We start from the raw sequence: 26,583 nt of genomic DNA on the forward strand, positions 1-26,583 counted from the left end.
GATTCTGGTGATCCGTCGATTGATGGAAAGGAGACCTCTATGCCTGGATTCCGCTTCAACCCTGCCCTGTCAGCCCTGATGCTGGGCGCGGCCGCTCTGGTCAGCACGCCGATCCTTTCGGCCTGCCAGCCGGCCTCGGCGCTCAGCACGGCAGACCCTGAACGCTTTACCGAAAACCTGCGCGGGCGCTTCTCCTATGACGGCGTCGTCGAGCGCTTCACGCTTGAAGAGCGCATGGCGCATTTCGGCGTGCCGGGCGTGGCCGTGGCGGTCATCGAGGACGGCGAACTGCTCTACGCGCAAGGGTTCGGGGTGTTGCAGGCCGGGTCTGACGGGCCGGTGACGGCGGACACGGTGTTCTCGGTGGGCTCGGTCAGCAAGATGGCGACCGCCTTTTTGACCTTGAATCTGATTCAGTCCGGCGCGCTCGATCTTGATTCCGATATCAGCCATGCCCTGCCGTACTGGTCGCCCGAGACAGGCCCCTATGACGGTGCGCCGCTGACCGTTCGCATGCTGCTGTCGCATACAGGCGGGCTCAATCTGCACGGCTTTGCCGACTTCATGCCCGGCGAGGCCTTGCCGACACGTGCGCAGACCCTGAACGGGCAAGCGCCGGCCGATCATGACCCCTTGCGCGTGGAAGCGCTGCCAGGATCGAGCTATCGCTATTCCGGCGGCGGTTATACGCTTCTGGAAGGGTTGATCGCGCAGGCGACCGGTTTGTCGTTTGAAGAGACTGCAGAGGCGGCCCTGTTCGAGCATCTGGGCATGACCCGGTCCAGCTTCGCCAATCCATTGCCAGAGGACCATGGAAACATCGCCAGTGCCCATGGCCGGGCGGGGGCGCCGACGGCCTTGCCGCGCGGCTATGAAGCCTTTCCGGAGATGGCGGCGTCGGGGCTTTGGACCAGCGCTCACGATCTCGGGCGTATGACGGCGGAGATGATCCAGGCGTATCATGGCGACAGCGCTTATCTGCACCCGGTCCTGGGTCAGGAGATGATGACGGGGGTTTCGCCCTCAGACCATGGCCTGGGTCCGCGTCTGGAGGGTCGGGGCGAAAGCTTCATCTTCCATCATGGTGGGAGCAATAATTCCTATCGCGCCTGGATGGAGGGCCATCTGGCGACCGGGAATGGTCTGGTGATTCTGACCAATGGCGCCAACGGCGCGGATTTGGCGGTGGAGATCCGAAACGCCATGAATGATGTGATGGGCTGGACGGTCAATCCGGTGCTTGATGTGCCCACGTTGGCGTTAAGCGAAGATCAGCTGGCCCGTTATGAGGGCGTCTACGCGCTGGATTCGAACTTCCCGCTCGATCTGCAAGCCCATATGGCTGCGCCGCCCTTCACTTCTGACCTCACCATCTACCGCGAGAACGGGGCATTGATGGCGAGCTATAATGGCGGACAATCAGGCGCGCGATTGGTCCCGATCGCACCCGACCGTTTCTACATTACTGATTTTTCACTAAGATCAGGCGTCTTTGAACTGAAGTTCAACAGAAATTCACTTGCACAGATCACCTCGGTCAGGGCTTCTATGGCGTCAGCTGAGACGGTGTATCTCCCCGCTTCGTAGCGTGCGGCTTCGGCCGGCGCCGGTATCAGCTCGCGCCGCGCCGGTCCCCTTTTTCGGCGCGGCGCACCCCTTTCAGGGTGCGCCGCTTCAACCTTTAGAGGATGAATTTGGACAGGTCTGCATTGCGGGCCAGGCTGCCCACGCGTTCGGTGACGTAGCCTGCGTCAATGGCCAGGCTGTCGCCTGAGCGATCAGACGCGGTGTAGCTGATTTCCTCGCAGACTTTTTCTAGAATGGTGGACAAGCGTCGCGCGCCGATATTTTCAACGCTGGCGTTCACTTCAGCGGCGAAATCGGCGATGGAGTCGATGGCGCTGTCATCAAAGCTCAGCTCGAAACCTTCAGTTTTCATCAGCGCCACATACTGGGTGATGAGGCTGGCTTCAGGCTCGGTCAGGATGGCGCGGAAGTCATCGCGGGTCAGCGCCTGCAGCTCCACCCGGATCGGCAACCGACCTTGCAGCTCCGGCAAAAGGTCTGAGGGCTTGCTGACATGGAAGGCCCCGGACGCGATGAAGAGCACGTGATCGGTTTTCATCGGGCCGTATTTGGTGGAGACGGTCGCCCCTTCGATCAGCGGCAGCAGATCACGCTGCACGCCCTCGCGGGAGACGTCAGCGCCGCGCGCATCGGCGCGGGCGCAGACCTTGTCGATCTCATCGAGGAAGACAATGCCTTCATTTTCGGCCAGACGAATGGCTTCGGACTGGATCTGGGTTTCGTCCAGTAGCTTGTCCGCTTCTTCATTGATCAGCGGCTCGTAGGCTTCTTTCACTGTGGTGCGCAGGGTTTTGGGCTTGCCGCCAAATCCCTTGCCCAGCATGTCGCCGAGATTGATCACGCCCATCGAGCCCATGCCGGGCAGATCCATGCCCTGGAAGGGATTGCTGGAGTCGTCGACAATATCGATCTCGATATCCTTGTCGTCGAGTTCGCCGGACAGAAGTTTCTTTCTGAAGGTCTCGCGGGTCGAAGCGCCCGCATCCTTGCCCACAAGGGCGTCCAGAACGCGGTTTTCTGCGGCGGCGTGGGCCTTGGCCTTCACCTCTTCGCGCTTGTTTTCACGCACCAAGGTGATCGCGATTTCAACGAGGTCCCGGGCGATGGAATCCACATCCCGGCCCACATAGCCCACTTCGGTGAACTTCGTGGCTTCGACCTTGATGAAAGGCGCGCCCGCGAGCTTCGCCAGACGGCGCGAGATTTCGGTCTTGCCGACGCCGGTCGGCCCGATCATCAGAATGTTTTTCGGCGTGACCTCTTCACGCAGTCCTTCAGGTAGATGCTTGCGACGCCAGCGGTTTCTCAGCGCGATGGCGACGGCTTTCTTGGCGTCGGCCTGGCCGATGATATGGCGATCGAGCTCATGGACGATTTCGCGCGGAGAAAACTCAGTCATGACGCCCCATGTCTTTTTCAGGTTCGGGTGGTAAGGATACCGGACATGTAGGGCTTTCCGGTCCGGAACTCAAAGCCCGGCGCTGTCACCCTTGCTTCAGGAGAGTTCGATGTCCCGTCCCCGCTTTCATCTCGCCTTCCCCGTGGACAATCTTGAAGCGGCGCGGCGCTTTTACGGCGATGTGCTGGGCTGTCCGATGGGGCGCGAGAGCGAACACTGGATCGATTTTGACTTTCTGGGTCATCAGATCGTCGCGCATCTGGCTCCGGAAGAGTGTCAGGCGGCCAAGACGGGTGCGGTGGACGGCAAGCAAGTGCCCGTGCGCCATTTCGGCCTGATCCTTGAGTGGGACCAGTTTGATCCTCTGGCCGAGCGCTTGCGTCGCGCCGGGACGCCGTTCGTCATTGATCCCTATGTGCGCTTTGCGGGAAAAGCGGGCGAGCAAAAGACGATGTTCGTCACCGACCCGGCTGGCAATGCGCTGGAATTCAAGGCGTTCAAAGATGACGCCATGGTGTTCGCCACCGAGCTTGATGCCTAGCTCGGCCTTCTGAGCTCTTGGCAGGCTGGCGCTTCCTTCCTAATTCACTTAATGAGCAAACTAATACTTCAGGGAGGAGAGCCACATGTCGAACCGTGACTTTGACGTCGTGATCTATGGCGCAACCGGCTTCACCGGCCGTTTGGTCGCAGAATATCTGAGCCGTGAATACGGCAAGACTGTCGCCTGGGCGATGGCGGGCCGATCAGAAGACAAGCTCAAGAGCGTGCGCGACGAGATCGGCGCGCTGGCCGATACCCCGCTTGTGGTGGCGGATGCTTCTGATCCCGCCTCGCTCAAGGCCATGGCCGAGCGCACCCGCGCCGTGATCACCACGGTGGGGCCGTATCAGCTGTATGGCGAAGCGCTGGTGAAAGCCTGCGTCGAGGCCGGAACCGATTATGTGGATCTGTCGGGCGAGCCCGCCTGGATGCACGACATCATCGCCAATTATTCAGACAAGGCCAAAGCGTCCGGCGCCCGTATCGTGCATTCATGCGGTTTTGACAGCGTGCCTTTCGATCTGGGCGTCTATTATCTGCAAGAGCACGCCAAGGCGAAGACCGGAAAGCCGCTCAGCCGCATCAAGGGCCGGGTCCGCGCCATGAAGGGCACCTTCTCGGGCGGCACCGCGGCGAGCTTCGCAGAGACCATGAAGCGTGCGGCGAAAGAGCCTCAGATCATCGACTGGCTGAAGGACCCGTTCTCGCTGTGCGAGGATTTTGAAGGCCCTAAACAGCCCCATGGCGCCAAGGTCATTTTTGAAGAGGATCTGAACGCCTGGTCCGCGCCCTTCGTGATGGCGACGATCAACACCAAGAACGTTCACCGCTCGAACGCCTTGATGGGTCATGCCTATGGCGAGGATTTTGTCTACGACGAGATGTTCATGACCGGACCGGGCGAGAAGGGCGAGCAATTCGCTCATGTGATCGCCAATGACCGGTCCATGCAGGACAACCCGCCCAAGCCGGGCGAAGGTCCCTCGAAAGAAGAGCGTGAGACCGGCTTTTACGACGTCATGTTCACCGGTGAGACGGCCGACGGTCAGCGTCTGACAGCGTCCGTGAAGGGCGACAAGGACCCCGGTTACGGGTCGACCTCAAAGATGATCACCGAATGTGCGCTGGCCCTGGTGAAAGACGTCAGCCGCGACCAGACGCCGGGCGGGGTCTACACAACGGCGCCCGCGCTGGGTGACGCCTTGATCAAGCGCCTGACCGAGCATGCGGGCCTGACCTTCGCCATCGAAAGCTAGAGATGCAACACTCATGCAAAACCCCGGCTCTTAAGGCCGGGGTTTTTTGTCTTCAGGCTTTGACGTCAGGTCCTAGCCCAGTGTCTCGACGGTCAGATTGCCGTTGGAATAGACGCAGATTTCGCTGGCGATCTTCATCGCCTTGCGGGCGATGACTTCCGCGTCGTCTTCATAGTCCAGCAGCGCGCGCGCGGCTGACAGGGCGTAATTTCCGCCCGATCCGATCGCGGCCACCCCGTCTTCAGGCTCCAGCACGTCGCCCGCGCCTGTCAGGGTGAAGGTTTCCTTGGCGTCGGCCACGATCAGCATGGCTTCAAGCCGCCGCATGTAGCGGTCGGTGCGCCAGTCCTTGGCGAGCTCCACGCAGGCGCGCGCCAGCTGATCAGGGTATTGCTCAAGCTTGGTTTCCAGCCGTTCAAACAGCGCAAACGCGTCCGCCGTGGCGCCGGCGAAACCGGTGATCACCTTGCCGCTCGACAGGGGGCGCACCTTGCGGGCGGTGGCCTTGACCACCGTATCGCCGATTGAGACTTGGCCGTCGCCGGCGAGGACGACCTTGCCGTTCTTGCGCACGCTCAGGATCGTGGTGCCGCGCCAGCCGGGGAACTTACGCTCGGTATCAGGCATATTATGCAATCATTTCCGGATCTTCAGAGAACTGGCCGCCCTTGCGGTAGCGCACCAGATAGGTCGGGGTGATCGCTTCGACAGATTCCAGATCAATGCCGAAATCCTTGACGCTGCCCAGATCGTCATCGGTCAGGCCCGACACATTGTCAGACTTGAGCAAGGTCACCTGATCACGGGTCAGGAAGGGATCGACAAAAGGCAGCGCCCCCAGGATCTCGCCCACCATGCCCAGCGGATAAGCCGCAAAGAACGGCACCGGCGCCAGGAAGCGCTTGCGACGGATCGTGGTCAGGATGAACTCAAGGATTTCCTTGAAGGTGTAAATGCCCGGCCCGCCCAGCTCATAGGTGCGACCGGCGTATTTGGACGGCGCCTCCACCGCTTTCAGGACGCATTGGGCGACATCCCCGGCGAAGATGGGTTCAAACCGGGTCTTGCCGCCGCCGATCAGCGGCAGGGCGGGGGCGAACCGCGCCATGGAGCCGAACTTGTTGAAGAAGCCGTCCTCGGTGCCAAACACGATGGAGGGGCGCAGGACGACAGCCGAGGGGATGGCTTCGCGCACGGCCTTTTCGCCCAACGCCTTGGTGCGGGCGTATTCGGACGCGCTGTCTTCATCGGCGCCAATGGCGGAGATTTGCACGAAATTTGTGATGCCCGCCTCGGCGGCGCATTTGGCCACAAGGCCCGCGCCGTCGGCTTGCAGGGCCTGGAAGTTCTGCTTGCCGCTCTGCGCCAGGATGCCCACCAGATTGACCACGGCGTGGGCGCCGTCGACGGCGCGGCGCACCGAGTCTTCATTGCGCAGATTGGCCTGGATCAGCTGGACCTGGCCGACCACGCCCATGGGTTTGAGCTCATGGGCCAGATGCGGGCGGCGGGTCGCGGCGCGCACCCGATAGCCGGCCTTGGCCAGCTCGCGCACCACATACCGGCCGATGAAGCCCGAAGCGCCGAAAACGGTGATCATTTCATTGCGAAGTGTCATGGTCCGCCCCTGAAAGGCTCGCACGCGCCAGTGCGTGCGACATGTAAGATAGGTTTATAGGGCGATAGACCAAAACGGGCGCCGCTGTCCATGCGGCGCTGTAATCGCAAGGCCGTATTGCAACGCCCTGAAAGCCAACGGGCGCAGCATGTGCGCAATGTGCAGATCATCGGCGCCATGCCCGTTGACAGCGCCCTGTCTGCGCCGTATCACCCCCGCTCCTTCACTTGCCCAGGTGGCGGAATTGGTAGACGCGCTGGCTTCAGGTGCCAGTTCCCGCAAGGGAGTGGAAGTTCGAGTCTTCTCCTGGGCACCATATCACTGAAAATTTGGATGACCCCTTTGGGGCAGGCTCACACCCGTCCGGGTGTTCGCTCCTCGCTTCGCTGCGGGCGGCCTTTGGCCTTGCGAACCCTTTGGGTTCGGGGGGATCGAGTCTGACGCGCGCCGCTGCATCCGCAGCGGCTTTTTTGTGTCTGGCTGGGGCCTAACCCCTCGCGCACTGCGCCTTTTTCAGCGCTTGTTCGCGCAGATGGTTGAGCGCTTCGATCCAGGGTTTGAGATCCATATCCGCTTCGCTGGCCATGGCGTGCACACAGGCGAGGGCGTCTGTGGTCTGGGCTTGCAGGGCGCGGCCCTGATCAGTCAGGCGGATGCGCACCACGCGCTCATCCTTGGGGTCGCGCGTGCGGGTGAGATGGCCCATGCCCTCAAGGCGTTTCAGAAGCGGGGTCAGGGTGTTGGTGTCCAGATAGAGCCGTTTGCCCAGCGCGCCCACGGTCACGTCATCCGTCTCCCACAGCGCCAAAAGTGCAATGTATTGCGGATAGGTCAGCCCCAGCTTGCTCAGATATGGGCGATACATGCGGTTGATCGCGGTATTGGCCGAATAGATCGCAAAGCACAGCTGGTCATCCAGCGTGGCGAGGTCGGGCGTTTGCGAGCGAGGATCGGTCATGCCAGGTCTTTCTGATTAATCGCGCACGATAATATCGCCGAGGCTTGACGATCGCAAGCGGGTGATTATATCGTGCTCGTAAATATCGTGTGCGATATAAAGGAAGCACCCCATGTCAGTTCTCTACACCGCCCGCGCCAGTGCGAATAAAGGCCGTCAGGGCCGCGCTTACTCCGATGATGAACGCCTCGATGTTCAGCTCTCCACCCCCGCCGCCCTGGGCGGGGATGACGGGCCGGGCACCAATCCCGAGCAGCTGTTCGCCGCCGGCTATGCGGCCTGCTTCATGAGTGCCATGGGTCTGGTGGCCCAGCAGGCCAAACTCAAACTGCCAGACGACGCCAGGGTGGACGCTGAAGTAGGCATCGGCCCGCGCGAGGCGGGCGGGTTCGGTTTGGAAGTGACGCTGATCGGCTATCTGCCGGGGCTCGAGACCGAACAGGCCAATGAATTGATGGCGAAGACCGAGAAGGTCTGCCCCTATTCCAACGCGACGCGCGGCAATGTGAAGACGACGCTGAAGCTCGGCTGATCTTCGTTCGCTCTTGCATGAATGACGCGTCCGGGGCCCAGGCTTCGGGCGCGTTGTCATGTGTGATCAGAGCGGCTGACTGGCGATGAAGCGCATGCCCCGTCTCTGCGGCGCTACCCGCCCAGATTGACGCTTCGAAGCGAACGTCCGATACCCTGTGCATCCTTACAGATTGAAGCTGCGGAGCTGACGCCACATGACCATCCATTTTCATCGCGGGGATTTGCCGGACGGGCTCGATCTGGGCAAGCGGGTCGCCATCGACACCGAAACTCAGGGTCTGTCGCTGGTGCGCGATGGTCTGTGCCTGGTCCAGCTCTCGGCGGGGGATGGCGACGCCCATATCGTCCAACCGGATCGCAGCACCTATGACTGCCCTAATCTCAAGGCGTTGTTGGCCGATCAAAGCGTTGAAAAGCTGCTGCATTTCGCCCGCTTCGACCTGGCGATCGTCGAGCGTGATCTGGGCGTCACCATGACGCCGGTTTATTGCACCAAGATCGCGTCCAAGCTGGTGCGCACCTATACCGACCGTCACGGGTTGAAGGATGTCTGCCGCGAAATCGCAGGCGTGGAGTTGTCCAAACAACAGCAAAGCTCGGACTGGGCCGCCTATGATCTGAGCGAAGCCCAGCTCAATTACGCCGCGTCCGACGTGCTCTATCTGCACGCCATCGCTGATGGCCTGACGGCCATGTTGGAGCGCGAAGGCCGCATGGAGATCGCCCGGGCGTGTTTTGACTTCCTGCCCCAGCGCGCGCGTCTGGACCTGATGGGTTGGGACGAAACCGATATCTTCGCGCACTCCTGAGCCTGCTTGCACGCGGCGGCGATGACCGTCACAAAGGGTGCAGTCAATATTCAACCGGAGCCCGACCGCTGATGTCTGCGGCCCTGATACATGCGGATGGCCAGATGATTGGCCAACGCCGCGCGAAATCGCTGGCCGACGCCCGTCGGCGCAGTCGCTTTGTCGCGGGCTTGCGCGGGGTGCTGATCGCGGCGGCGGTACTGGTGGCGCTTAATGCGCTGATCCAGATGGTGCTGTCCGGCGGAACTGATAGCCCGGCCACTGACGTGGCGATCAGCGCTGGCGCTGGCGAATCCGAGCGCATCATCAATCCGCGTTTCACCGGACGAGATGAGGGCGGCGTGCCTTATGTCATCACGGCTGAAACGGCTGAACGTCGCCGTGGCGCCGAGCAGGCGCTGACGGATCTGGAGCGCCCGACGCTGGATTACGCGCTGTTTGACGGCGGAGAGGACGCGTCGCGCGTTCTCGCTGAGCATGGCGTGTTTGACGATGCGAACCTGTCCTTGCAGCTCGACACCAATGTGCGGCTGACCACGCGTTCGGGATATGTCTTTGACACCCAGTCGGCGACGCTGTTTCTGCGCGAAGGCGTGGTGACAGGTCCTGCGCCCATGCATGGCCTGGCGCCGTGGGGTGCGGTGCGGGCGGACCGGTTCGAGGTGCGCGACGACGGCCAACACATAATATTGGAAGGGGATGTGCGCACACGGTTTGACGCATCCTCCACTCCGACCGCTACAGACGTTGACGCCGGCGCGGGCCGGTCAGAGGAGAACGAGCCATGACCCTGCGTATCCTGATCGCTGCGCTGCTTGCGGCGCCGCTGCTTGTGACGGCTCCCGCCCTGGCGCAATCCATCGGGCCGGGCGAAGGCCCTGCCGATATCAGTGCGGATCGCAGCGAGCTGTTCGACGCCCAGGGGCTGGTGGTCTATTCGGGCGACGTGAACGTGGTGCGCGGCGGCGTACGCCTGCGGGCGGACCGGCTGGAAGCCTATTATGTGCGCCGTGACACCGGCGGGCGCGAACTGCGCCGCATCGTGGCGGAGGGCGAGGTGTTTTACGTCACCGAGGCCGAGATCGCGCGCGGGGACCGCGGCACCTATGATCTGGTCAACGAGGTCATCGAACTGACCGGATCTGTTGTTCTGACCCAGGGCTGCAATGTCTCCACCGGCGAGCATCTCTACGCGGAGCTGGCGACCGGAATAGCGCGCCTGGATGGCGGCGAGAACAGCACGGACCGTGTGCGGTCTGTCTTCTTCACGGATGATGACGCAGCGAGCGCGCAAACGCCGCAAGAGTGTCCCGCGCCCGTCATTCCGGGCGACGGCCCGCGTCCCTATGAAGCGCCTGAAGGCTGAGCCTGCGCGCTGAGTGCGCCAGACTTCACAGTTTTTTAGGCCGTCGGAGTTAAGCATGACGACCATGGAATACGAGCGGATCGACGCGCCAGACCAGGCGTTCGCCGGGGAAGGCGTCCAGGTGCAGAATCTGGGCAAATCCTATGGCAAGCGCGCCGTGGTCAAGAATGTCTCCCTGTCGCTCAAGCGCGGCGAAGTGGTGGGACTTCTGGGTCCGAACGGGGCTGGCAAGACGACCTGCTTTTACATGATCACCGGCCTGGTTTCGGCCGATCACGGACGCATCATGCTTGACGGCGAGGACATCACCGGCCTGCCCATGTACCAGCGCGCACGGCTGGGCATCGGCTATCTGCCGCAGGAAGCTTCGATCTTCCGCGGTCTGACGGTGGGTGAAAACATCGCGGCGGTCGCTGAAATCGTCGAGCCGGACCGTCAGCGTCGAGAGACCTTGATCAACGAATTGCTTGAAGAGCTGCATATCGACCATTTGCGTCACAGCCCGGCCATGGCCCTGTCCGGCGGTGAGCGCCGCCGTGTGGAGATTGCGCGCGCGCTCGCTGCACAGCCGAGCTTCATGCTGCTGGACGAACCGTTTGCAGGGATCGACCCGCTGGCCATCGCTGATATTCGCGATCTGGTCGATTATCTCAAACAGCGCGGCATCGGCATTCTGATCACCGATCACAATGTGCGCGAAACGCTCGAGATCACGGATCGGGCGACCATCATCCACGATGGCGAAGTCCTGTTTGAAGGCGCTCCCGATGCGGTGCGCAATGATCAGGACGTGCGCCGCTATTATCTGGGCGAAAGGTTTTAACTAGGGATCTGAATGGCGGGACTGGGACATAAGCTTGAGGCTCGGCAGGGCCAGGGTCTGGTGATGACCCCTCAATTGCAGCAGGCCATCAAGCTGTTGCAATTGAACAATATCGAGCTGGCCGAGTTTGTGGAGACCGAGCTTGAGCGCAATCCCTTGCTGGAGCGCGACGAGCGCTCGGACGCGCCGGCGCTCGATGAATCCGCCCCGTCTGATCCCTCTGTTGCGGCCAAGTCCAAAGAGGGCGACGAACTCAGCTTTGATACGCCGGGCAAGGCCGACGAATCCTTCGACGCCGATACCGAGGCGATGTATTCTGATTCCAAATCCGACATGGCGGGCGCCGAGAGCGCGGCCGGGTCGGTGGACTGGTCCCGGGCCGGACCTGGCGGATCCTTCAATGCATCCGAATTTGACGCCGCCGATCACGCCAGTCGTGAAAAAACCCTGCATGAGCATTTGCATGACCAGCTCGCGGATCTGGCGTTGCAGCCCTCTGACCGGCTGATCGCAGCGCATTTGATCGATCTTGCGGACGAGGACGGCTATCTGCGCGCGGACCTGGGCGAAACCTCTGATCGTTTGGGCGTCACCCGCTCGGAAGTCGAAGCGGTGCTCTTCGCCTTGCAGAAATTCGAGCCGACCGGCGTCATGGCGCGCACCCTGCAGGAATGTCTCGCCATGCAGCTGCAGGAGCGCGACCGTCTGGATCCGGCCATGGCGGCGCTGGTGGATCATCTGCCGCTTCTGGCCAAGCATGATTATGCGGGTCTGAAAGCTCTGTGCGGCGTGGATTCAGAAGATCTTGAAGACATGATCGCCGAGCTCAAGCGCCTGACCCCCAAGCCGGGCCTGGGGTTTGGTGCCGACGGAGCGCGGGCGGTCGAAGCAGACGTGATGGTGCGTGAGCGCCCGGACGGCGGTTGGGCGGTGGAGCTGAACACTGACACCCTGCCGCGCGTTCTGATGAATAATCGCTACGCCGCCCAGATCAGCGCGTCAGCGCGGTCAGAGGACGAGAAAGTCTTCATCAGCCAGTGCACACAGAACGCGTCCTGGCTCGTGAAAAGCCTGGATCAGCGCGCCCGGACGATCCTCAAGGTCGCCAGCGAGATCGTGCGCCAGCAAGACGCTTTCTTTGCCAAGGGCGTGGCCTGGCTGCGCCCGTTGAACCTGAAAACGGTCGCGGATGCGGTGGGCATGCATGAATCCACCGTCAGCCGGGTGACGTCCAACAAATACATGGCCACCCCGCGGGGCCTGTTCGAGCTGAAATACTTCTTCACGTCTGCGATCGCGTCTGCAGATGGCGGCGAGGCCTATTCCGCCGAGGCGGTGCGGTTCCGCATCAAGGCGATGATTGAATCTGAAACGATCGATGATGTGATGAGCGACGACAAGATCGTCGAGCGTCTGCTGGCGGACGGCGTGGACATTGCGCGCCGCACAGTCGCCAAATACCGCGAAGCCATGAACATTCCCTCTTCGGTCAAGCGCCGGCGCAAGCTCAAGGGCATGGGCTGACCGCGGAACATGTTGCGCTGCATGATGCGTTTGCATCATCCGCCGTTCACCGTGTCGCACCGGTTCTGATTGACGGCCCGGCTCGCCAGCAGATACCGTGAATGTCCGGTCTTTCGTTAGGCCGGCCGCGCCCGGCGCGGGAGTGGCCCTTCAGGGGTCCAACGCGCCGAAGGCGCGCTTTTGGACCCCCAGTTGAAGGGAGCTCTCATGTTTATCCAGTTCGTCTCCAAAGGTATCGATGTGTCCCCGGCTCTGCGTGAGCGCATGGAGACCCGCATCACGGACGCCGGCTCGAAATATTTCAATCGACCGGCTGAAGCCTTTGTCGTCGCGAGCAAGGAAGGATACGGCTTCAAGGTGGACATTTCGCTCCATCTTCCGTCCGGGGCTTTTCTTCAGGCGTCCGGATCGGCCGAGGAGGCCTATAGCGCCGCGGAAGACGCCGCCGGGCATCTGGAAAAACGATTGCGGCGTTACAAACGCCGCCTGAAAGACCACCAATCGGGTCCCAAGGCGGATCTGCCAGCAGCGGAATCCACGCCTGTTCTGGTCCTGCGCTCGGATCGCCGGGCTGTGGAAGTGCCTGAGGATGAGTTTGAAGAGGATGATGGCGGCGCGGTTGGCGGCGATGAGCCGGTGATCATCGCCGAACAGGTGGCGGAGCTTAAGACCCTCACGGTCTCCATGGCGGTGCTGGAAATGGACCTTGCTGACGCGCCATTTGTGATGTTCCGCAACGCCGCGAACGGCGCCATGAACTTCGTCTACCGGCGCCCTGATGGTCATGTGGGGTGGATTGATCCGTCCCGAGGGGCTAAAGACGCGGCCAGCGCGGCTGCGGAGTGATCCAAGCTCACAGCCGCTGGAGCAATCAGCAGTTGAGCGTTTCATGGCTCTGAGCACACTTCTTTCGCCAGGCGGCGTGTCCGCTGAACTGGCCGCAACCAGTCGCAAACAGGCCCTTGTCGGCTTGGCTGAGCTGGCGGAGCGCGCTTTGGGCGTGGCGTCGCGGCCTGTTCTGGACGCGGTCATCGAACGCGAGAAACTCGGATCGACCGGGGTGGGGGATGGCGTGGCCATTCCCCATGCCCGCACTGATCTGGTGGACCGGGTTTGCGGCGTGTTTGCACGACTTAAACATCCTGTAGATTTTGACGCCATTGACGGTCAGCCAGCGGATCTGGTGTTTTTGCTGTTGGCGCCGGAAGACGCCGGCGCAGACCACCTGAAGGCCCTGGCTCAGGTGTCACGCTTTTTCCGGCGTGAGGATTTACGCCGTGCGGTGCGCGCCGCACCGGATGCGGATGCGATCACAGCCTTGCTCAATAATGGCGTGGAAAGCGACGCGGCCTGACCGGTTCGCTTCAAGGACAGTAAAAAAAGCCCCGACCGATCGGTCGGGGCTTTTTTGCAGTGGTTGGCGAGGCGGATCAGCTCATCTTCACGTCGATACGGCCATCAGAATGCACGATGGCGCGCTTCATGCCGGGGGAGTTGAACTGGGCGGTGACCGCGCCTGAGGCGTCGACTGCGATCAATCCGCCTTCCCCGCCGAGCTGCGCCACGTCTTCGAGCGCGCCTTTGACGGCTTCCGCCAGCGGCCTGCCCGCATATTTGACGCGGGCGGAGACGTCGGCGGCGGCGTTGGCGCGCATGAAATACTCGCCCTGCCCCGTACAAGACACCGCCACGCGCTGATCCGCCCAGGTGCCCGAGCCGATGATGGGCGTATCGCCCACTCGTCCCCAGACCTTGTTCAGCGTGCCGCCGGTCGAGGTCGCGGCGGCGAGCCGTCCGCCGAGATCCAGAGCCACCGCGCCCACCGTACCGGTGGGAATGGGGCGAGGGTCCGGGTCGGCGGCGGATTTGTAATACGCGTCAGGATCGTCAACCTGAGCCAGCCCGGCCTTTTCCGCAAAGGCTTCCGCCCCCTTGCCGGCCAGCAGCACATGGGGCGTGGTCTCCATCACCGCGCGAGCCGCGCGGATGGGAGACAGAAAGCCGGTGAGGGCGGACACCGCGCCCGCATTGCGGTTGGCGCCGTCCATCACCGCTGCGTCCAGCTCATACCGGCCCGCCGCGTTGGGCGCGCTGCCCTTGCCGGCCACATAAAGCCCAGAGGCCTCAAGATCGGCCACAGCCTCCACCACGGCGTCCAATGCGGACTGACCCGCCAGCAACGCGTCTCGGGTGCGTTCGGCGAGGGCGGTGAGATGATCGATCTCGCGATCATAACTGCGCTGAGCCAGCACGCCCGCGCCGCCATGGAGAACCAGAACCGGTGTCGTCATCACGCCCTCATCGGTTTGAATTGCAGGGCTGACTTATCACCCTTGAACGCAAGCGCCTAGCGGGGCTGGCGGACGCGTCGCGCGGTCGCATACGCATGCAATTCCCTTTCTGGTAGTATGGGTATTCCAGTCGCTACGCTGACTGGACCATAGAGCTGATCAGTACAGGGAGAGTGAGATGACTGACACGGACACGACGCCGACTGAACGTTCCATGCTGCCTGCGCAGGGATCTATGGAGGCGTTTGAACGTCTGCGAACCGACATGATGGATGTGGCCGAGAACTTCTGGCGAGGCGCGCCGCTGCCCTGGATGTCGACGCCAGCCTGGCCGCTCGCAAACGGATGGGGGCCGATGAACCCGCCTGTGGATATGAGCGAGACGGATGACGCTTATGTGGTCACGGCTGAGTTGCCTGGCCTGAAGAAAGACGATGTTGTGGTCGAGGCGGACAATCAGTTGCTCACCATTTCAGGATCCAAGGAAGACGAGCACAAATCCGTCCGCAAGCATCACCAGTACGCCGAGCGCCGTTATGGCGCCTTCAAGCGCATTTTGACCCTGCCCCGGGACGCCGATGTGGAGGCTGTGGACGCGGTGTTTAAAAACGGCGTGCTGACGGTCACCCTGCCCAAGCGCGCAGATGTGGCGGCGGGTCGCAAAGTCCCGGTAAAATAATACCCTTCAGAGTTTGACCTCTGCGTCGCCCGAACCGGGGCGGCGCATTTTCTTTTGTTCGCGCCCGCGGTATGAAGTTTTCGAACGCGCCGGAGGGCTCCGGCGTCACGCCTTCGATTGATAAAGCCCAAAGGGGAGAATTTCATGGACTTCAAAGGCATCGCAGCAGTCGTCACCGGTGGTGCATCGGGTCTGGGCGAAGGCACCGCCCGCCGCCTGGCCGCCGAAGGCGCCAAGGTCACCTTGTTCGACCTCAATGAAGAGCGTGGCGAAGCGGTCGCCAAGGAACTGGGCGGCGTGTTCGCCAAGGTGAATGTGGCCGATCCTGAAAGCGTGAAGGCCGGTTTTGAAAAGGCGCGCGCCGCACATGGCCAGGAACGGGTTCTGGTGAACTGCGCCGGCATCGGCTGGGCGGAAAAGACGGCGCGTCGGTCCTCCAAGGGCGATATCGTGATGCACCAGCTCGACAAGTTCCAGCTGGTGATCAATGTGAACCTGGTGGGCAGCTTCAACTGCGCAGCGATCTCCGCCGCCGGCATGCTCGAGCTTGAGCCCGATGCGTCGGGCCGCGGCGTGATCGTGAACACCGCGTCCGTCGCCGCTCAGGACGGCCAGATCGGTCAGGTCGCCTACGCCGCCTCCAAGGGTGGGATCTACGGCATGACCCTGCCGATGGCGCGTGATCTGGCGCGTGAAGGCGTGCGGGTGAACACCATCCTGCCGGGCTTCTTTGAAACCCCGATCTACGAGCAGATGCCGCCGGAAGTGAAAACCAATCTGGCTGCGAACCTGCAATTCCCGCAGCGTTTCGGCACCCCGGCGGAATACGCCGATCTGGTCGCCTTCATGGTGTCCAATGACTACATCAACGCCGAATGCGTCCGTCTGGACGCCGGCGCGCGCATGCCCCCGAAATAAGGGCGGTTTTAGCGCTGGAAGAACAAACCCCGCAGCGGAAGCTGCGGGGTTTTGTTATGATTTGATCCAGGCTCTGCCTGCCTTTTTCAGCCTTCCCGCCTTGCTGAAGCTCCGCAAATCCTGTCTGACACGCTCGATTATTTCGATAGGGAGAGCAGGATGGGCTTTGCAGCGATCTTTCTGGCGGTGTTTCTGGCTGAGTTGGGCGACAAGACGCAAATCGCTTCCGCTGCATTTGCAGCCGGCGATCCCGGCCGGGCCTGGAAAGTTTTCGCCGCGTCGTCGCTGGCGCTGGTCTGTTCGACGGCGATCGCTGTTTTTGTCGGCCAGTATGCGGGCGAGCATCTGGCGCGTCTGCCGTTGAAGCTGATTTCAGGCGTGGTGTTCATCGCGCTGGGCGCGCTTGCGGTGTTTGATCATTTTCGAACGCTGGGCGCCGCCTGACCCTAAAAAGACAACGCGCCCGCTCATGAGAGCAGGCGCGTTTCCTGTTGCATTCATGACTGTGGTCGGAGCGTGTGCTTAGCCTTCGACTGGGCGCTGAACACGCGGCCCGAGATTCTGCACCACTTCGCGGGCGGTGAAGGCATCGGGCGTATCCGGCGTGGCGCCGCGTCCCAGAACGATTTCCGCCATCGCTTCATAGCGCGTGACTTCGCGGATGTTCACATCATTCCAGAATGGATCGTAACGGCCATACCAGCCATAGGCGGGGTGGTAATAGCGATACTGCAGGCCGAACCGATCATATGTGCTGGAACCGACCAGACGGGTCTCGGTTTCGGTGTCGCGCTGGGCGAGGCGGAAATAGTCATAGCCTTGAGACAGCGTCAGCTCAGCGGCGCGATAGAGCAGATAGGTCTCCACCGTATCGCGGTCTGTCAGCGAGTTGCCGCTGAAGCTTATTCGGAAACGGTCGGATTCAACCTGTTGCTCGGTCAGCCCGTACCGGCTGTCGCCTGCCGGGGCATAGGGCGTGGGACCGCCAGCGCAGCCCGCCAGGACGGCGGCCAGAGTGATGATGGTGATGGATCGCAGCATGATCTCAGTCCTCTCATGACCTCTCCTCAAAATATGGGGAGAAGCGGGCGCCAAGTGAAGATGTGAAGACAAATTTAACCTTGGCGCGGGACTGAACGGCTAGAATGCTATGTGCTTGCCACGCAGCACGACGACATTATCCGTGTTCAGCAGGCGACGGCGTTTGTCCGACAGGGTCCGACCCCGTCCTGCCTTGTGCGCCTTTTGGGATGTCGACTTGGCGAGCGCCAAGATGTTGAGAGAACGCCGCATAACAACCTCCTGTACGGTTTCAGGAGAAAGATTGCACTCAAAAGTTGTTTTTGAAAAGCCTTAACCGGTGCGTCGCGCGTCAATTATGCGGCCTCGGAGCACCAGGATGTCGATATCCTCCGGCGACAGGGCGCGGGCGGTTTCAATATCACTCAGCGCCTCATCATAAGCCTGCAAGCCCAATCGCGCTTCGGCGCGCAAGCGCCAGATAAGGGGTCGGGCATCGTCCTGAGACAGGGCGAGGCTGGCGGCGTCTTCGGCGGCGTTGAAATCTTCAAGCGCCAGATGGGTCCGGGCGAGCCCGGCCAGAAGTCCTGCATCGTGCGGGGCGAAGTCCAGCGCGACGGTGAAGCTGATCAAGGCCTGATCGTATTCTTCAGCGGCCAGAAAGGCGTCGCCCGATTGGCCGAGCATGATGGCGCGGCTCGGATCGCTCGCCATCTCCGCGTCCAGCGCCGCCTCGCGTAGCCGCAGCGCGCCGGGCGCTTCCTGTCCCAAAGCGATCAGAGCGAGAGAGACACAATGCTCTGCGGGCCAGCCGCCGCCTTGATGCCGCCAGGTCAGCGCGTCTTCATAGGCGTCTTCAGCATCGTCCTGAATGGCGCTCAGGCAGGTTTCAAGCCGGTCCTGATCACTGGGCGGCGGGGTCCATGCGGTTGCAAGAAGCACGGACACGATGAGCACTGGCGCCATGGGCGGGTTTCCCTCGGGCTGGGTTGAGCGCTAAGCCTATCGGCCAGATCAAGGAGACGTCCATGGGCGCACGCAGCATCTGTCTTTTGGGGTTCGGCTTCACCGCCAAGGCGGTCGCCCGGCGACTGAGCGCTGAAGGCTGGCGGATTTCCGCCACCACGCGATCCGCCGAGCAGGCCGAGCAGATCCGGGCGCAAGGGTATCAGCCTGTCCTCGCCGATCCGGCCAAGCCAGACGATCGCGACGCCTTGCGCACGGCGGTCAGCGCCTGCGACGCCGTGCTCGCCTGCGCGCCGCCAGGCGAAGCGGGCGATCCGTTTCTGCCGGCCTTGCCAGCTGAAACCCTGAGCGGGAAATGGCTTGGATATCTCTCCACCACCGGTGTTTATGGCGACCGGCAGGGGGGCTGGGCGTTTGAGTATGAACCCGTCAGCCCCGGTCAGGACCGTTCGATCCGGCGCGCTCAGGCGGAAGCACAATGGTTGGAGCATGGCGCGCGGTTGTTCCGCTTGGCGGGCATCTATGGTCCGGGGCGTTCGGCCTTTGACCGGCTGGAGGCGGACAAGGTTGTTTTTGACGTGCCCGGCCATGTGTTCAGCCGCATCCACGCGGACGATATCGCCCAGGCGATCGCGTTGAGTCTTGAGCAGCCCGAAGCGAAAGGCGCGTTCAATCTCGCCGATGATTGGCCGGACACCCAGCCCAATGTCATGACCGGCGCGGCGCAGATCGCCGGCCTGCCCGGCCCGCGCATCGAAGCCTTTGATCCTGACAAGGCCAGCCCCATGCAGGCGAGCTTTTATGCGGAATGTCGCCGCGTTTCGAACGCCCGCGCCAAGGCGGCGCTGGGCTGGCGGCCAAGTTATCCGAGCTGGCGGGAGGGGCTTCAGGCGATCTGGGATCAGCGCTAGCCGCTGACGCTTTCGATTGCGTCCACCAACGCCTTGAGATCTTCCGGCGTGCTCAATCCATGATCGCCGGCCTTGGAGAGCTCATAGCGCACATCTGTTGAGGTGAGCTGTTCGAGCACGCGCAGGCCATGGCTCCACGGCACGTCCTTGTCCTGCCAGCCATGCAGGATCCGCACTGGGCCGTCAAAGGGAATGGGCGCGTTCAGGAGGCTCCAGGTCCGCCCATCCTCAATCAGGGTTTTGGTGATCGCATAGGGCTCGCCATAGGCGTTGGGCCGCAACCATTGGCCCTCGGTCTCGATCTGCTCGCGAATGTGGAAGGGCAATTGCTCCCAGATCAGGCTTTCGGTGAAATCTGCTGCAGGCGCGATCAACACCAGCGCTTTCACCCGATCTGGTCGCGCCATCGCCGCCAGCAGCGCCATCCAGCCGCCCATGGATGATCCCACCAGGATTTGCGGCCCGTCCGTGCACTGGTCGAGCATGTCCAGCGCATCCTGCCTCCATTGGGTGATCGTCGCGTCCTGCCAGGCGCCCTCGGACGCGCCGTGCGCGCTGTAGTCAAAGCGCAGATAGGCGCGGTCGTTCTCATTCGCCCAGTCCTGCAGCGCTGTGGCCTTGGTTCCGGTCATGTCAGACTTGAACCCGCCCAGAAACATCACGCCGGGCCCCTGTCCGGGACGGTCGAAATAAGCGAGGCGGGGCTGGCCTGGGCGGTCGAGGTGTTTGGGCTGAGTCATCTCATCGGCCTCCAGTGCGGCGCTCATGGTTTACGGACCGGGCCGGTCGCGGTTATCTGATCATATCGCGGGCCGTCAACCTGTCCGCTCGTATAAGGCGAACGCGTTTGAATATCTTGCAGGTTATCCCCCAGATGCATGCGGGCGGCGCGGAGCGCACGGTCATTGAAATGGCCGAAGCCATTCTGGCCGATGGCGGTCAGGCGGTCGTCGCCAGTAGCGGGGGGCGACTTGTGGCGGACCTTGAAGCGCTGGGCGCGCGCCATGTGACGCTGGAGATGGCCACCAAGAACCCGCTCAAGGTCTGGACCAATGCGGACAAGCTGGCGCAGCTGATCCGTGCTGAAAAGATCGACATTGTTCACGCCCGCTCCCGCGCGCCGGCCTGGAGCGCGAAATGGGCGGCGCGTCGCACGCACATCCCGTTCGTGACCACCTATCACGGCTTTTACAAAGCCAAATCCCGTCTCAAGCGCTGGTATAACTCGATCATGGCGCAGGGCGACCGGGTGATCGCCAACTCAGAGTTCACCGCCCGGCATGTGCGCGAAGAGCATGAGATCGACCCGAACCGGCTGCGGGTCATCCCGCGCGGCGTGGATCTTGACCAGTTTGATCCCGCGCTGGTCAATCCGGAGCGCATCAAGGCCCATCGCGCGGCCTGGGGCGCAGGACCTGAAAAGCTCGCTATCGTGCTGCCCGGCCGTTTGACCCGGTGGAAGGGTCAGCTGTTGATGATCGAGGCGCTGGCGCGGCTCAAGCTTGATCCCGGCCCTTTGCTGGTGTGTCTGGGCGAAGGCGGCGACAAGCCTGAATACCAGGCCGAAATCAAGGCCGCGGCGGATGCGGCGGGCGTCGATCTGGCCCTGCCGGGCCATACGACAGACATTGCGGCGGCCTATATGGCGGCGGACCTGGTGGTTTGCCCCTCGCTCGAGCCTGAAGCGTTCGGGCGCACCGCCGCCGAAGCCCAGGCCATGGGCGCGCGGGTGATCGTCGCCGATCATGGCGGCGCGCGCGAAGTGGTTCGCGACGGCGAAACCGGCTGGCGCGCGGCGCCGGGCGATGCGGAGGCGTGGGCCAAAGCGGTCAAAGCCGCCTTGTCACTGAACGCTGAAGGCGCCAACACTCTGGCGCTGGCTGCGCGCAAGCGCGTCAGAACGCATTTTTCCAAGGTGCAACTGCAACAAGCCACCTTGCGGGTCTATCGGGAGCTTCTAGACTAAGCCCATGTCCGAAGACGAAGCTGACAAAGAACAGATCCTGGTGATCCATGAAGGCGCGCTCACAGACGTGGTGCGCATGCTGGCGCCCGCCAAGATGATCCGCGATCATCACCGCAAGGCGCGGATCACGCTGCTGTGCGGCGAGGAATATGAGGGCCTGCTCAAGCATTGCCCCTATTTCAATGCGGTGGAGACCAATCTCGACGACACCGCCAAACGCAACTTCTTTGACCGGCTCAAGGCGGCCCGCAATTCGGGCTTTGACGTGATCTATGATTTGTGCGGCAGCGAAGGCGCGAAAAAGATCGGCCGCGCCGTCCGGTTTTCCAAAACGCGCTGGGTCAACGCTGCGCCGCGCTCTGATCGTCCGGGCCATCCGCTGGAACAGATGGCCGCCCGCCTGGGGGAGGCCGGTCTGGGGCCGACGACCTATCTTCTGGGCGAGGCGCCGCCGCCCGATTTGAGCTGGATTGATTTCGTCGCCAAACGCTCGCGAACGCTGGAGCCGGCGTATTTCGGACTTCTGGGCCGCTACGCCCTGTTCGCGCCTGCCGGAGAAGACGTGCTGCCCGCGCAACGCTGGCCGAAAGAGCGCTGGGCGTCTTTGGCGCACGAACTTCTTGAGACCGGTGTGGAGCCGGTCATCGTTGGCGGGCCGAACACGCGCGAAGTGGGCCGGTATGTGGCTCATGTCACGCCCGGCGCTCGGGATCTGACCGGACGGGCGAACCTTATTCAGCTGGCCGGGCTTGGCCGGAAGGCCAGCTGCGCCTTTGGGGAGGCGGCTGGATTGCTGCATTTGATGGCCGCGGCCGGATCACCCGCCGTGCTCTTCCATCCCGGTGATAACGCACCGCTTGAGAGCGCGCCGCGGGGCTTGTCGCCCACCTTGCTGATGCATGCGCCGACCCTGGCGCAGATCAATGCAAAGGAGGCTGTGCAGGCCATGCGCTGTGCTGGAGGCTTCGCTGACGCCTCAAACGCGGCGTGACGACCTTGATTTTCGCCTGTTGTTCGCGGTATTCGCTACCGCTCACGCACAAAGTCAGTTACTTTGCGCGTTCCACTCGCAGTCGCCATGGAGAAGACGCATAGCACGACGTCCGCATGCCGCGCCCCCGCCTAAGAAAGAAGGGCCGCGCATCAACAGAGAAATCCGCGTACCGCGGGTTCTGTTAATTGATGAATCTGGGGAAAAACAAGGTGAAATGCCAATTGACGCAGCGCTTGAAGCCGCGTCAGAGGTTGGTCTTGACCTTGTAGAAGTTTCGCCGAACGCCAACCCGCCGGTCTGCAAGATCGTCGATTACGGCAAGCTCAAATACCAAGAGCAAAAGAAAAAGGCCGAAGCTCGAAAGAAACAGAAGACCCAGGACGTCAAGGAAATCAAAATGCGTCCGAACATCGACATCCACGATTACCAGGTCAAAACCAAAGCCATGACCCGGTTCTTCGAGGATGGCGACAAGGTCAAAGTGACTTTGCGGTTCCGCGGGCGCGAAATGGCGCACCAGGAACGCGGCATGGATGTGATGAATCGCGTCAAGGCGGACTTCAACGAAGTCGCCAAGGTCGAGTTCGAACCCAAGCTCGAAGGCCGCCAGATGATTATGGTGATGGCCCCGCGCTAGCGTTTTCGGACGTTTCGCCGCATTCCGGCTTCTAAAAAACCCTATCGCTCTGAGCGGTAGGGTTTTTTCATGCGCCGTTCAGATTCCATCACCACAATAGACCTCGAGACTTTTTGAAAAATGGGGTGGTCGATCAAGGTTCGATCTGGCCCTTTTAACCAAGCCTGCTTAAGGTGAACGGATGATCCGCAGCCTGCTGCGGGGGAATACGGGGGACGACATCATGATGAAATCTGTAACGCTGACGGCCAGTGTTTTTGCGGCGGCGCTTTTCGCCGGACCTACGGCTCTGGCTCAGGACTTTACTGAGCCGCCCTCCTTTGGACGGGCCACCTTGAGCGCTGGGTTCACGCCGGACCCTTACGTGCGCAATCTGACGGCGGGCGGATCGATCCGCGCGCAGGACCGGTTCTCGGATTGCCGCGGTTATATCGCCAATGCGCCGGACTTTTCGGTTAATTACAGCGCCGGCTCTTTCCCGCTGATTTTCTCGGCGGATTCAGACGCTGACACAACGCTGGTCATTAATGGCCCGGATGGTCGCTGGTATTGCGATGATGACGGCGCGGAAAGCCCACTCAATCCGCTGGTGCGGTTCTCGAACCCGTCTTCCGGCCGGTATGATATCTGGGTGGGCACCTATCTGAGCGGTTCTGGCGTTCCTGCGACCTTGTTTGTTTCTGAACTCGGCGAGTACACGCGTGACAGCGCAGGCAGCGGCGCGGGCGGCTATAATTACGGCGACACTCTGGATATCTCTCTGGCGTCCCGTTTCGCCGACATCACGCTCAATGGCGGATTCTTGCCTGACCCGTATCAGCTGCGCCTGACGGCGGGTGGTTCGGTGTCAGTTAGTGACGCGTTGGAATATGGCAGCGGGTCCTGCCGCGGTTATGTCACGCGCGAACCCAGCGTCGAGCTTGATTACAACGGCTATGGCTCTCTCTACATCTATACGGACGGAGATGCCGACACGACGCTCGCCATCAATGGCCCGGATGGTCAGTGGTACTGCTCTGACGATGAGATCGGCACGGATGCCGGGATCGAGTTCAACAGCTCCACACGGGGTGTTTATGACATCTATGTGGGCACCTATTCACGCGGTGACCGTCAGACCACGCTGATGATTTCCGAGATTGAAATGGGCTACCGCCCGTCCCGGAAGTAACCGGTTCGCTGACGCGCCCCAGGCGCGTCAGCGCACACCGCTTTGATGGGGGAGCCGTCAGGGCCGGCAGGAGGATAGCAGGGAACCGAAAGGGTCTTGAGATGCGCTATAGTCTGATTACCGCCGTTGCAGCTGTCGGCCTGATCGCCGTCTCCGCCCAGGCTCAAAATGTTTCGTTGAGCCCGACCTACGGCACTGTCAGCCTCTCGAGCGGATTTTCACCGGATCCCTATGTCGTCAGCCTGGATGCAGGCGGTTCGATTTCGGCGTCCAATATCGGATGTACCGGCTATATCGCCAATGCGCCTGACCTGCGGCTCAATTATCGCGCCGGCGACTCCCTGCCTTTGATCATCTCGGTCGCTTCGGAAGCCGACACCACATTGGTGATCAATACGCCAAACGGCGGATGGGCGTGCAATGATGATGGCGGGAACGGCTCCAATCCGTCGATCCGTTTCAATGCGCCGCAAACGGGTCAATACGACATCTGGGTCGGCACCTATAGCAATGGCGGCATACGCCCTGCGGATCTGCACATCTCCGAGATCTACAGCCAGTAAGCCTAATGCGGGCTCGCCTTGTTCCGACGGATCACAAGGTATTCCGAGCCCGGCGCCGGATCGACATGATCTGGCCTGTTTTTCAGTCACACACTGACTGATCTTGAGATTTCAAAGGGGGACGACATGACTGCATCATTGAAATACGCCGCATCCGCGGCCGTTCTGGGCCTCGCGATGACTGTGAGCCTGGGCGCGACCGCCTCCGCGCAGTCTTTCTCTGGCGACCCGGCCTATGGCGGGGTGAGTCTGCGAGAGGGGTCGGTTGAGGCCGCTGTCCGAGCGGGCGGCGCCTGGAGCGCGGATCTGCTGAGCCAGGGCTGCTACGGCTATATCACCGAAGGGCCGACGCTGACTGTGGAGTATGCAGGGGGCGAAGACCTGTATTTGTCTGCAGGCGCGGACGAAGACACCATGCTTGTGGTTCGCACGCCGAACGGCGATCTGCATTGTGATGATGACGGCGCGGGTGATTTGAACCCCGGCCTGGTGTTTGCGAAAGCCGAGCGCGGCGTATACGAGCTCTGGCTGGGGACGTATTCAGCGGGCGTCGGCACGCCGCCGGCCCAGATTCACGCCTCTACGGTCGGTTTTGACACCTCAAATCCGTTCAGCGTGACGCCGAACGCGAGCTTGCCCGCTGATCAGGCTTTGCGCCTGCGCGCAGGCTTCCGTGATGATCCGCGCCTGATTGATGTCATTGCGGGCGGTGAGGCGCGGCTCGAGGTGCTGGGCGATATGTGCTACGGTTATTCAGGTGAAGCACCCGACCTGGCGCTGACCTATCGCGCGGGTTCCTTGCCGCTCTATATCGCCATGGAAAGCGAGCGCGACGGCGTTCTGGCGGTGCAGACGCCGTCTGGCGAAATGCTGTGCAATGACGATGCGATCGGCCTCAATCCCGGCGTGCACATCGAAACCCCCGAACGCGGCGAGTATCTGATCTGGACAGGTCTTCTGGGCGACCGGGGCGTGACCGCGGATGGCGTTCTGTCGATTTCCGAGATTGGCTTTCAGGGCGTCGACCGGCGTCTGGACCTGACCGAGCCGGCCCTGTTCGGTTCACGGTCGCTGCGCGCCGGCTTCATGCCCGACCCGTTGGCGGTCCAGGTGCAGGCCGGCGGCCCGATCGAGGCGAATATGGCGGTGCAGGACAGCGTTGTCTCGATGGGGTATTGCGCTGGTGATGTCACTCGCGCGCCGACTTTTGAGCTCGACTTCACGGCTGGTGAGGCGCCGCTTTTCATCTCCGCTGTCTCTGATGACGATACGACGCTGGTGGTCAACGGACCGGACGGCGCCTGGATGTGTGATGATGATAGCGGCGCGGGCCTGAACCCGGTCCTAGAGATCAATGATCCGCAAAGCGGCGTCTATGACATCTATGTGGGTCGGTTCTACAGCGAAAGCGAGACGTCCCCGGCGACGCTTTATGTCTCCGAGATTGGCGGCGGCGCGGACCCGATCAATTCGCGTGTGGATCTGAGCTTGCCGGCGATGTACGGCGATCATGAGCTGGATGCCGGTTTCGTTCCGGACCCGTACCGGATCTCGGTGCAGGCGGGCGGCCCGCTTGAAGCCAGTTCGTCGGGTATTTCCTCGGATACCGATTGGTGCAGCGGCAACTATACTGCCGCGCCGACGGCCGAGTTGAGCTGGAATGGAGCGGACGGACCGCTGTCGATCTATGTGGAAGCCGAGCGCGACACCACCCTGGCCGTCAATCTGCCTGATGGCAGCTGGGCCTGTAATGATGATGGCGGTCCGGGCCTGAACCCGGCGCTCCAGTTCGACCGCGCGCTGAGCGGCGTCTACGATATTTATGTGGGCGTGTTCAGCGGCGAGCCGTCCTCGGCGCAATTGATGATCTCCGAGTTCGACGCGCCTAGCGACTAACAGGCGTATCAGCACGGTATAAAAGGCGCCTCGGGCGGACCGGGGCGCCTTGCATTTTGGGCGGGGGCGCGTATAACCCCCGCTCTTACTCACCAGCCTCCCCGGCTTCATCGACATGCCGGGCGGCTGAGAACGCTGGAAAGACTGGCCCTGA

Annotated in this window: 29 protein-coding genes and 1 tRNA gene; 22 read left to right on the top strand and 8 right to left on the bottom strand. The window is 62.0% G+C overall.

The genetic code is table 11. The features are described from left to right. Positions 1 to 39 precede the first annotated feature (39 nt). Positions 40 to 1,587, top strand: a complete 1,548-nt coding sequence (locus G405_RS0107290) for a serine hydrolase domain-containing protein (protein WP_022700860.1) — start codon at positions 40 to 42, stop codon at positions 1,585 to 1,587. 94 nt (positions 1,588 to 1,681) lie between these two features. On the opposite strand, the gene hslU is transcribed toward G405_RS0107290, so the two are convergent. Next, complete coding sequence (gene hslU / locus G405_RS0107295) at positions 1,682 to 2,986, bottom strand: ATP-dependent protease ATPase subunit HslU (protein ID WP_022700861.1); 1,305 nt, start codon at positions 2,984 to 2,986, stop codon at positions 1,682 to 1,684. 109 nt (positions 2,987 to 3,095) lie between these two features. Here hslU and G405_RS0107300 point away from each other — a divergent pair, with 109 nt between their 5' ends. Further along, positions 3,096 to 3,527 (top strand): VOC family protein, encoded by a 432-nt coding sequence (locus G405_RS0107300; protein ID WP_022700862.1) that lies wholly within the window; start codon positions 3,096 to 3,098, stop codon positions 3,525 to 3,527. Positions 3,528 to 3,612: 85 nt separating this feature from the next. After that, entirely contained in the window at positions 3,613 to 4,785 is a 1,173-nt protein-coding gene (locus G405_RS0107305; RefSeq protein WP_022700863.1) for a saccharopine dehydrogenase family protein, read from the top strand. A 72-nt stretch (positions 4,786 to 4,857) separates the two neighbouring features. Here G405_RS0107305 and hslV read toward each other — a convergent pair whose 3' ends face one another. Together hslV and G405_RS0107315 are read right to left on the bottom strand one after the other, a co-directional pair. Next, the gene (gene hslV / locus G405_RS0107310) at positions 4,858 to 5,412 is read right to left on the bottom strand and encodes an ATP-dependent protease subunit HslV (protein ID WP_022700864.1); all 555 of its coding nucleotides are present in this window, start codon (positions 5,410 to 5,412) and stop codon (positions 4,858 to 4,860) included. A 1-nt stretch (position 5,413) separates the two neighbouring features. Further along, entirely contained in the window at positions 5,414 to 6,403 is a 990-nt protein-coding gene (locus G405_RS0107315; RefSeq protein ID WP_022700865.1) for a complex I NDUFA9 subunit family protein, read from the bottom strand. 229 nt (positions 6,404 to 6,632) lie between these two features. On the opposite strand from G405_RS0107315, the gene G405_RS0107320 reads away from it, so the two are divergent. After that, positions 6,633 to 6,719: transfer RNA gene (locus tag G405_RS0107320), tRNA-Leu, on the top strand. A gap of 171 nt (positions 6,720 to 6,890) precedes the next feature. On the opposite strand, the gene G405_RS0107325 is transcribed toward G405_RS0107320, so the two are convergent. Then, a complete protein-coding gene (locus G405_RS0107325; protein ID WP_022700866.1) occupies positions 6,891 to 7,361 on the bottom strand; it encodes a MarR family winged helix-turn-helix transcriptional regulator in 471 nt (156 codons plus the stop codon). A gap of 112 nt (positions 7,362 to 7,473) precedes the next feature. Between G405_RS0107325 and G405_RS0107330 the strand changes: the two genes are divergently transcribed. The 8 genes from G405_RS0107330 to ptsN all read left to right on the top strand — a co-directional run bounded on the left by G405_RS0107330 (position 7,474) and on the right by ptsN (position 13,771). Then, entirely contained in the window at positions 7,474 to 7,893 is a 420-nt protein-coding gene (locus G405_RS0107330) for an organic hydroperoxide resistance protein (RefSeq protein ID WP_022700867.1), read from the top strand. A gap of 196 nt (positions 7,894 to 8,089) precedes the next feature. Next, the gene (locus G405_RS0107335; protein WP_022700868.1) at positions 8,090 to 8,704 is read left to right on the top strand and encodes a ribonuclease D; all 615 of its coding nucleotides are present in this window, start codon (positions 8,090 to 8,092) and stop codon (positions 8,702 to 8,704) included. A 71-nt stretch (positions 8,705 to 8,775) separates the two neighbouring features. Then, a complete protein-coding gene (gene lptC / locus G405_RS16470) occupies positions 8,776 to 9,492 on the top strand; it encodes an LPS export ABC transporter periplasmic protein LptC (RefSeq protein WP_022700869.1) in 717 nt (238 codons plus the stop codon). Further along, positions 9,489 to 10,070, top strand: a complete 582-nt coding sequence (locus tag G405_RS16475; protein WP_022700870.1) for an LptA/OstA family protein — start codon at positions 9,489 to 9,491, stop codon at positions 10,068 to 10,070. The genes lptC and G405_RS16475 overlap by 4 nt, the downstream gene beginning before the upstream one ends. 64 nt (positions 10,071 to 10,134) lie before the next feature. Next, positions 10,135 to 10,893, top strand: a complete 759-nt coding sequence (gene lptB, locus G405_RS0107350; RefSeq protein ID WP_040705366.1) for an LPS export ABC transporter ATP-binding protein — start codon at positions 10,135 to 10,137, stop codon at positions 10,891 to 10,893. Between the two features lie 12 nt (positions 10,894 to 10,905). Beyond that, positions 10,906 to 12,417 (top strand): RNA polymerase factor sigma-54, encoded by a 1,512-nt coding sequence (rpoN, locus tag G405_RS0107355; RefSeq protein ID WP_022700872.1) that lies wholly within the window; start codon positions 10,906 to 10,908, stop codon positions 12,415 to 12,417. A 207-nt stretch (positions 12,418 to 12,624) separates the two neighbouring features. After that, positions 12,625 to 13,263 carry a ribosome hibernation-promoting factor, HPF/YfiA family gene (hpf, locus tag G405_RS0107360; protein ID WP_022700873.1) on the top strand — a complete coding sequence of 213 codons (639 nt, stop codon included), beginning with the start codon at positions 12,625 to 12,627 and terminating at the stop codon, positions 13,261 to 13,263. A gap of 43 nt (positions 13,264 to 13,306) precedes the next feature. Beyond that, complete coding sequence (gene ptsN / locus G405_RS0107365) at positions 13,307 to 13,771, top strand: PTS IIA-like nitrogen regulatory protein PtsN (RefSeq protein WP_022700874.1); 465 nt, start codon at positions 13,307 to 13,309, stop codon at positions 13,769 to 13,771. Positions 13,772 to 13,847: 76 nt separating this feature from the next. Here the strand turns inward: ptsN and G405_RS0107370 are convergent, their stop codons facing one another. Further along, positions 13,848 to 14,708: an isoaspartyl peptidase/L-asparaginase family protein gene (locus G405_RS0107370; RefSeq protein ID WP_022700875.1), complete on the bottom strand. Its 861-nt coding sequence runs from the start codon at positions 14,706 to 14,708 to the stop codon at positions 13,848 to 13,850. Between the two features lie 178 nt (positions 14,709 to 14,886). On the opposite strand from G405_RS0107370, the gene G405_RS15315 reads away from it, so the two are divergent. From G405_RS15315 to G405_RS0107385, 3 genes are all read left to right on the top strand, one after another. Beyond that, on the top strand, positions 14,887 to 15,387 hold the full coding sequence (locus G405_RS15315; protein ID WP_022700876.1) for an Hsp20/alpha crystallin family protein: 501 nt from the start codon (positions 14,887 to 14,889) through the stop codon (positions 15,385 to 15,387). A 144-nt stretch (positions 15,388 to 15,531) separates the two neighbouring features. Then, positions 15,532 to 16,305: an SDR family NAD(P)-dependent oxidoreductase gene (locus G405_RS0107380; protein ID WP_022700877.1), complete on the top strand. Its 774-nt coding sequence runs from the start codon at positions 15,532 to 15,534 to the stop codon at positions 16,303 to 16,305. A 159-nt stretch (positions 16,306 to 16,464) separates the two neighbouring features. Beyond that, positions 16,465 to 16,749 (top strand): TMEM165/GDT1 family protein, encoded by a 285-nt coding sequence (locus G405_RS0107385; RefSeq protein WP_022700878.1) that lies wholly within the window; start codon positions 16,465 to 16,467, stop codon positions 16,747 to 16,749. 78 nt (positions 16,750 to 16,827) lie between these two features. Here the strand turns inward: G405_RS0107385 and G405_RS0107390 are convergent, their stop codons facing one another. Then, on the bottom strand, positions 16,828 to 17,346 hold the full coding sequence (locus G405_RS0107390; RefSeq protein WP_022700879.1) for a CC0125/CC1285 family lipoprotein: 519 nt from the start codon (positions 17,344 to 17,346) through the stop codon (positions 16,828 to 16,830). A gap of 312 nt (positions 17,347 to 17,658) precedes the next feature. Beyond that, on the bottom strand, positions 17,659 to 18,291 hold the full coding sequence (locus G405_RS16480; RefSeq protein ID WP_022700881.1) for a tetratricopeptide repeat protein: 633 nt from the start codon (positions 18,289 to 18,291) through the stop codon (positions 17,659 to 17,661). A gap of 62 nt (positions 18,292 to 18,353) precedes the next feature. On the opposite strand from G405_RS16480, the gene G405_RS0107405 reads away from it, so the two are divergent. Further along, positions 18,354 to 19,202 (top strand): SDR family oxidoreductase, encoded by an 849-nt coding sequence (locus tag G405_RS0107405; protein ID WP_022700882.1) that lies wholly within the window; start codon positions 18,354 to 18,356, stop codon positions 19,200 to 19,202. On the opposite strand, the gene G405_RS0107410 is transcribed toward G405_RS0107405, so the two are convergent. Next, positions 19,199 to 19,942, bottom strand: coding sequence for an alpha/beta hydrolase (locus G405_RS0107410; protein WP_028284622.1), 744 nt, complete (start codon positions 19,940 to 19,942; stop codon positions 19,199 to 19,201). The two genes, G405_RS0107405 and G405_RS0107410, sit on opposite strands and share 4 nt — an antisense overlap. Positions 19,943 to 20,049: 107 nt before the next feature. Between G405_RS0107410 and G405_RS0107415 the strand changes: the two genes are divergently transcribed. From G405_RS0107415 to G405_RS16490, 6 genes are all read left to right on the top strand, one after another. After that, complete coding sequence (locus G405_RS0107415; RefSeq protein WP_022700884.1) at positions 20,050 to 21,168, top strand: glycosyltransferase family 4 protein; 1,119 nt, start codon at positions 20,050 to 20,052, stop codon at positions 21,166 to 21,168. Between the two features lie 4 nt (positions 21,169 to 21,172). After that, positions 21,173 to 22,159: a glycosyltransferase family 9 protein gene (locus tag G405_RS0107420; RefSeq protein ID WP_022700885.1), complete on the top strand. Its 987-nt coding sequence runs from the start codon at positions 21,173 to 21,175 to the stop codon at positions 22,157 to 22,159. Between the two features lie 100 nt (positions 22,160 to 22,259). After that, entirely contained in the window at positions 22,260 to 22,799 is a 540-nt protein-coding gene (gene infC / locus G405_RS0107425; protein ID WP_040705371.1) for a translation initiation factor IF-3, read from the top strand. 223 nt (positions 22,800 to 23,022) lie between these two features. Further along, a complete protein-coding gene (locus G405_RS17100) occupies positions 23,023 to 23,970 on the top strand; it encodes a peptidase (RefSeq protein ID WP_199285740.1) in 948 nt (315 codons plus the stop codon). Between the two features lie 101 nt (positions 23,971 to 24,071). Further along, positions 24,072 to 24,533, top strand: coding sequence for a pre-peptidase C-terminal domain-containing protein (locus G405_RS0107435; RefSeq protein ID WP_022700888.1), 462 nt, complete (start codon positions 24,072 to 24,074; stop codon positions 24,531 to 24,533). Between the two features lie 126 nt (positions 24,534 to 24,659). Next, positions 24,660 to 26,429 (top strand): hypothetical protein, encoded by a 1,770-nt coding sequence (locus G405_RS16490; protein WP_051143338.1) that lies wholly within the window; start codon positions 24,660 to 24,662, stop codon positions 26,427 to 26,429. Positions 26,430 to 26,583 lie beyond the last annotated feature (154 nt).

Source organism: Oceanicaulis alexandrii DSM 11625, from assembly GCF_000420265.1.
Classification (GTDB): Bacteria; Pseudomonadota; Alphaproteobacteria; order Caulobacterales; family Maricaulaceae; genus Oceanicaulis; species Oceanicaulis alexandrii.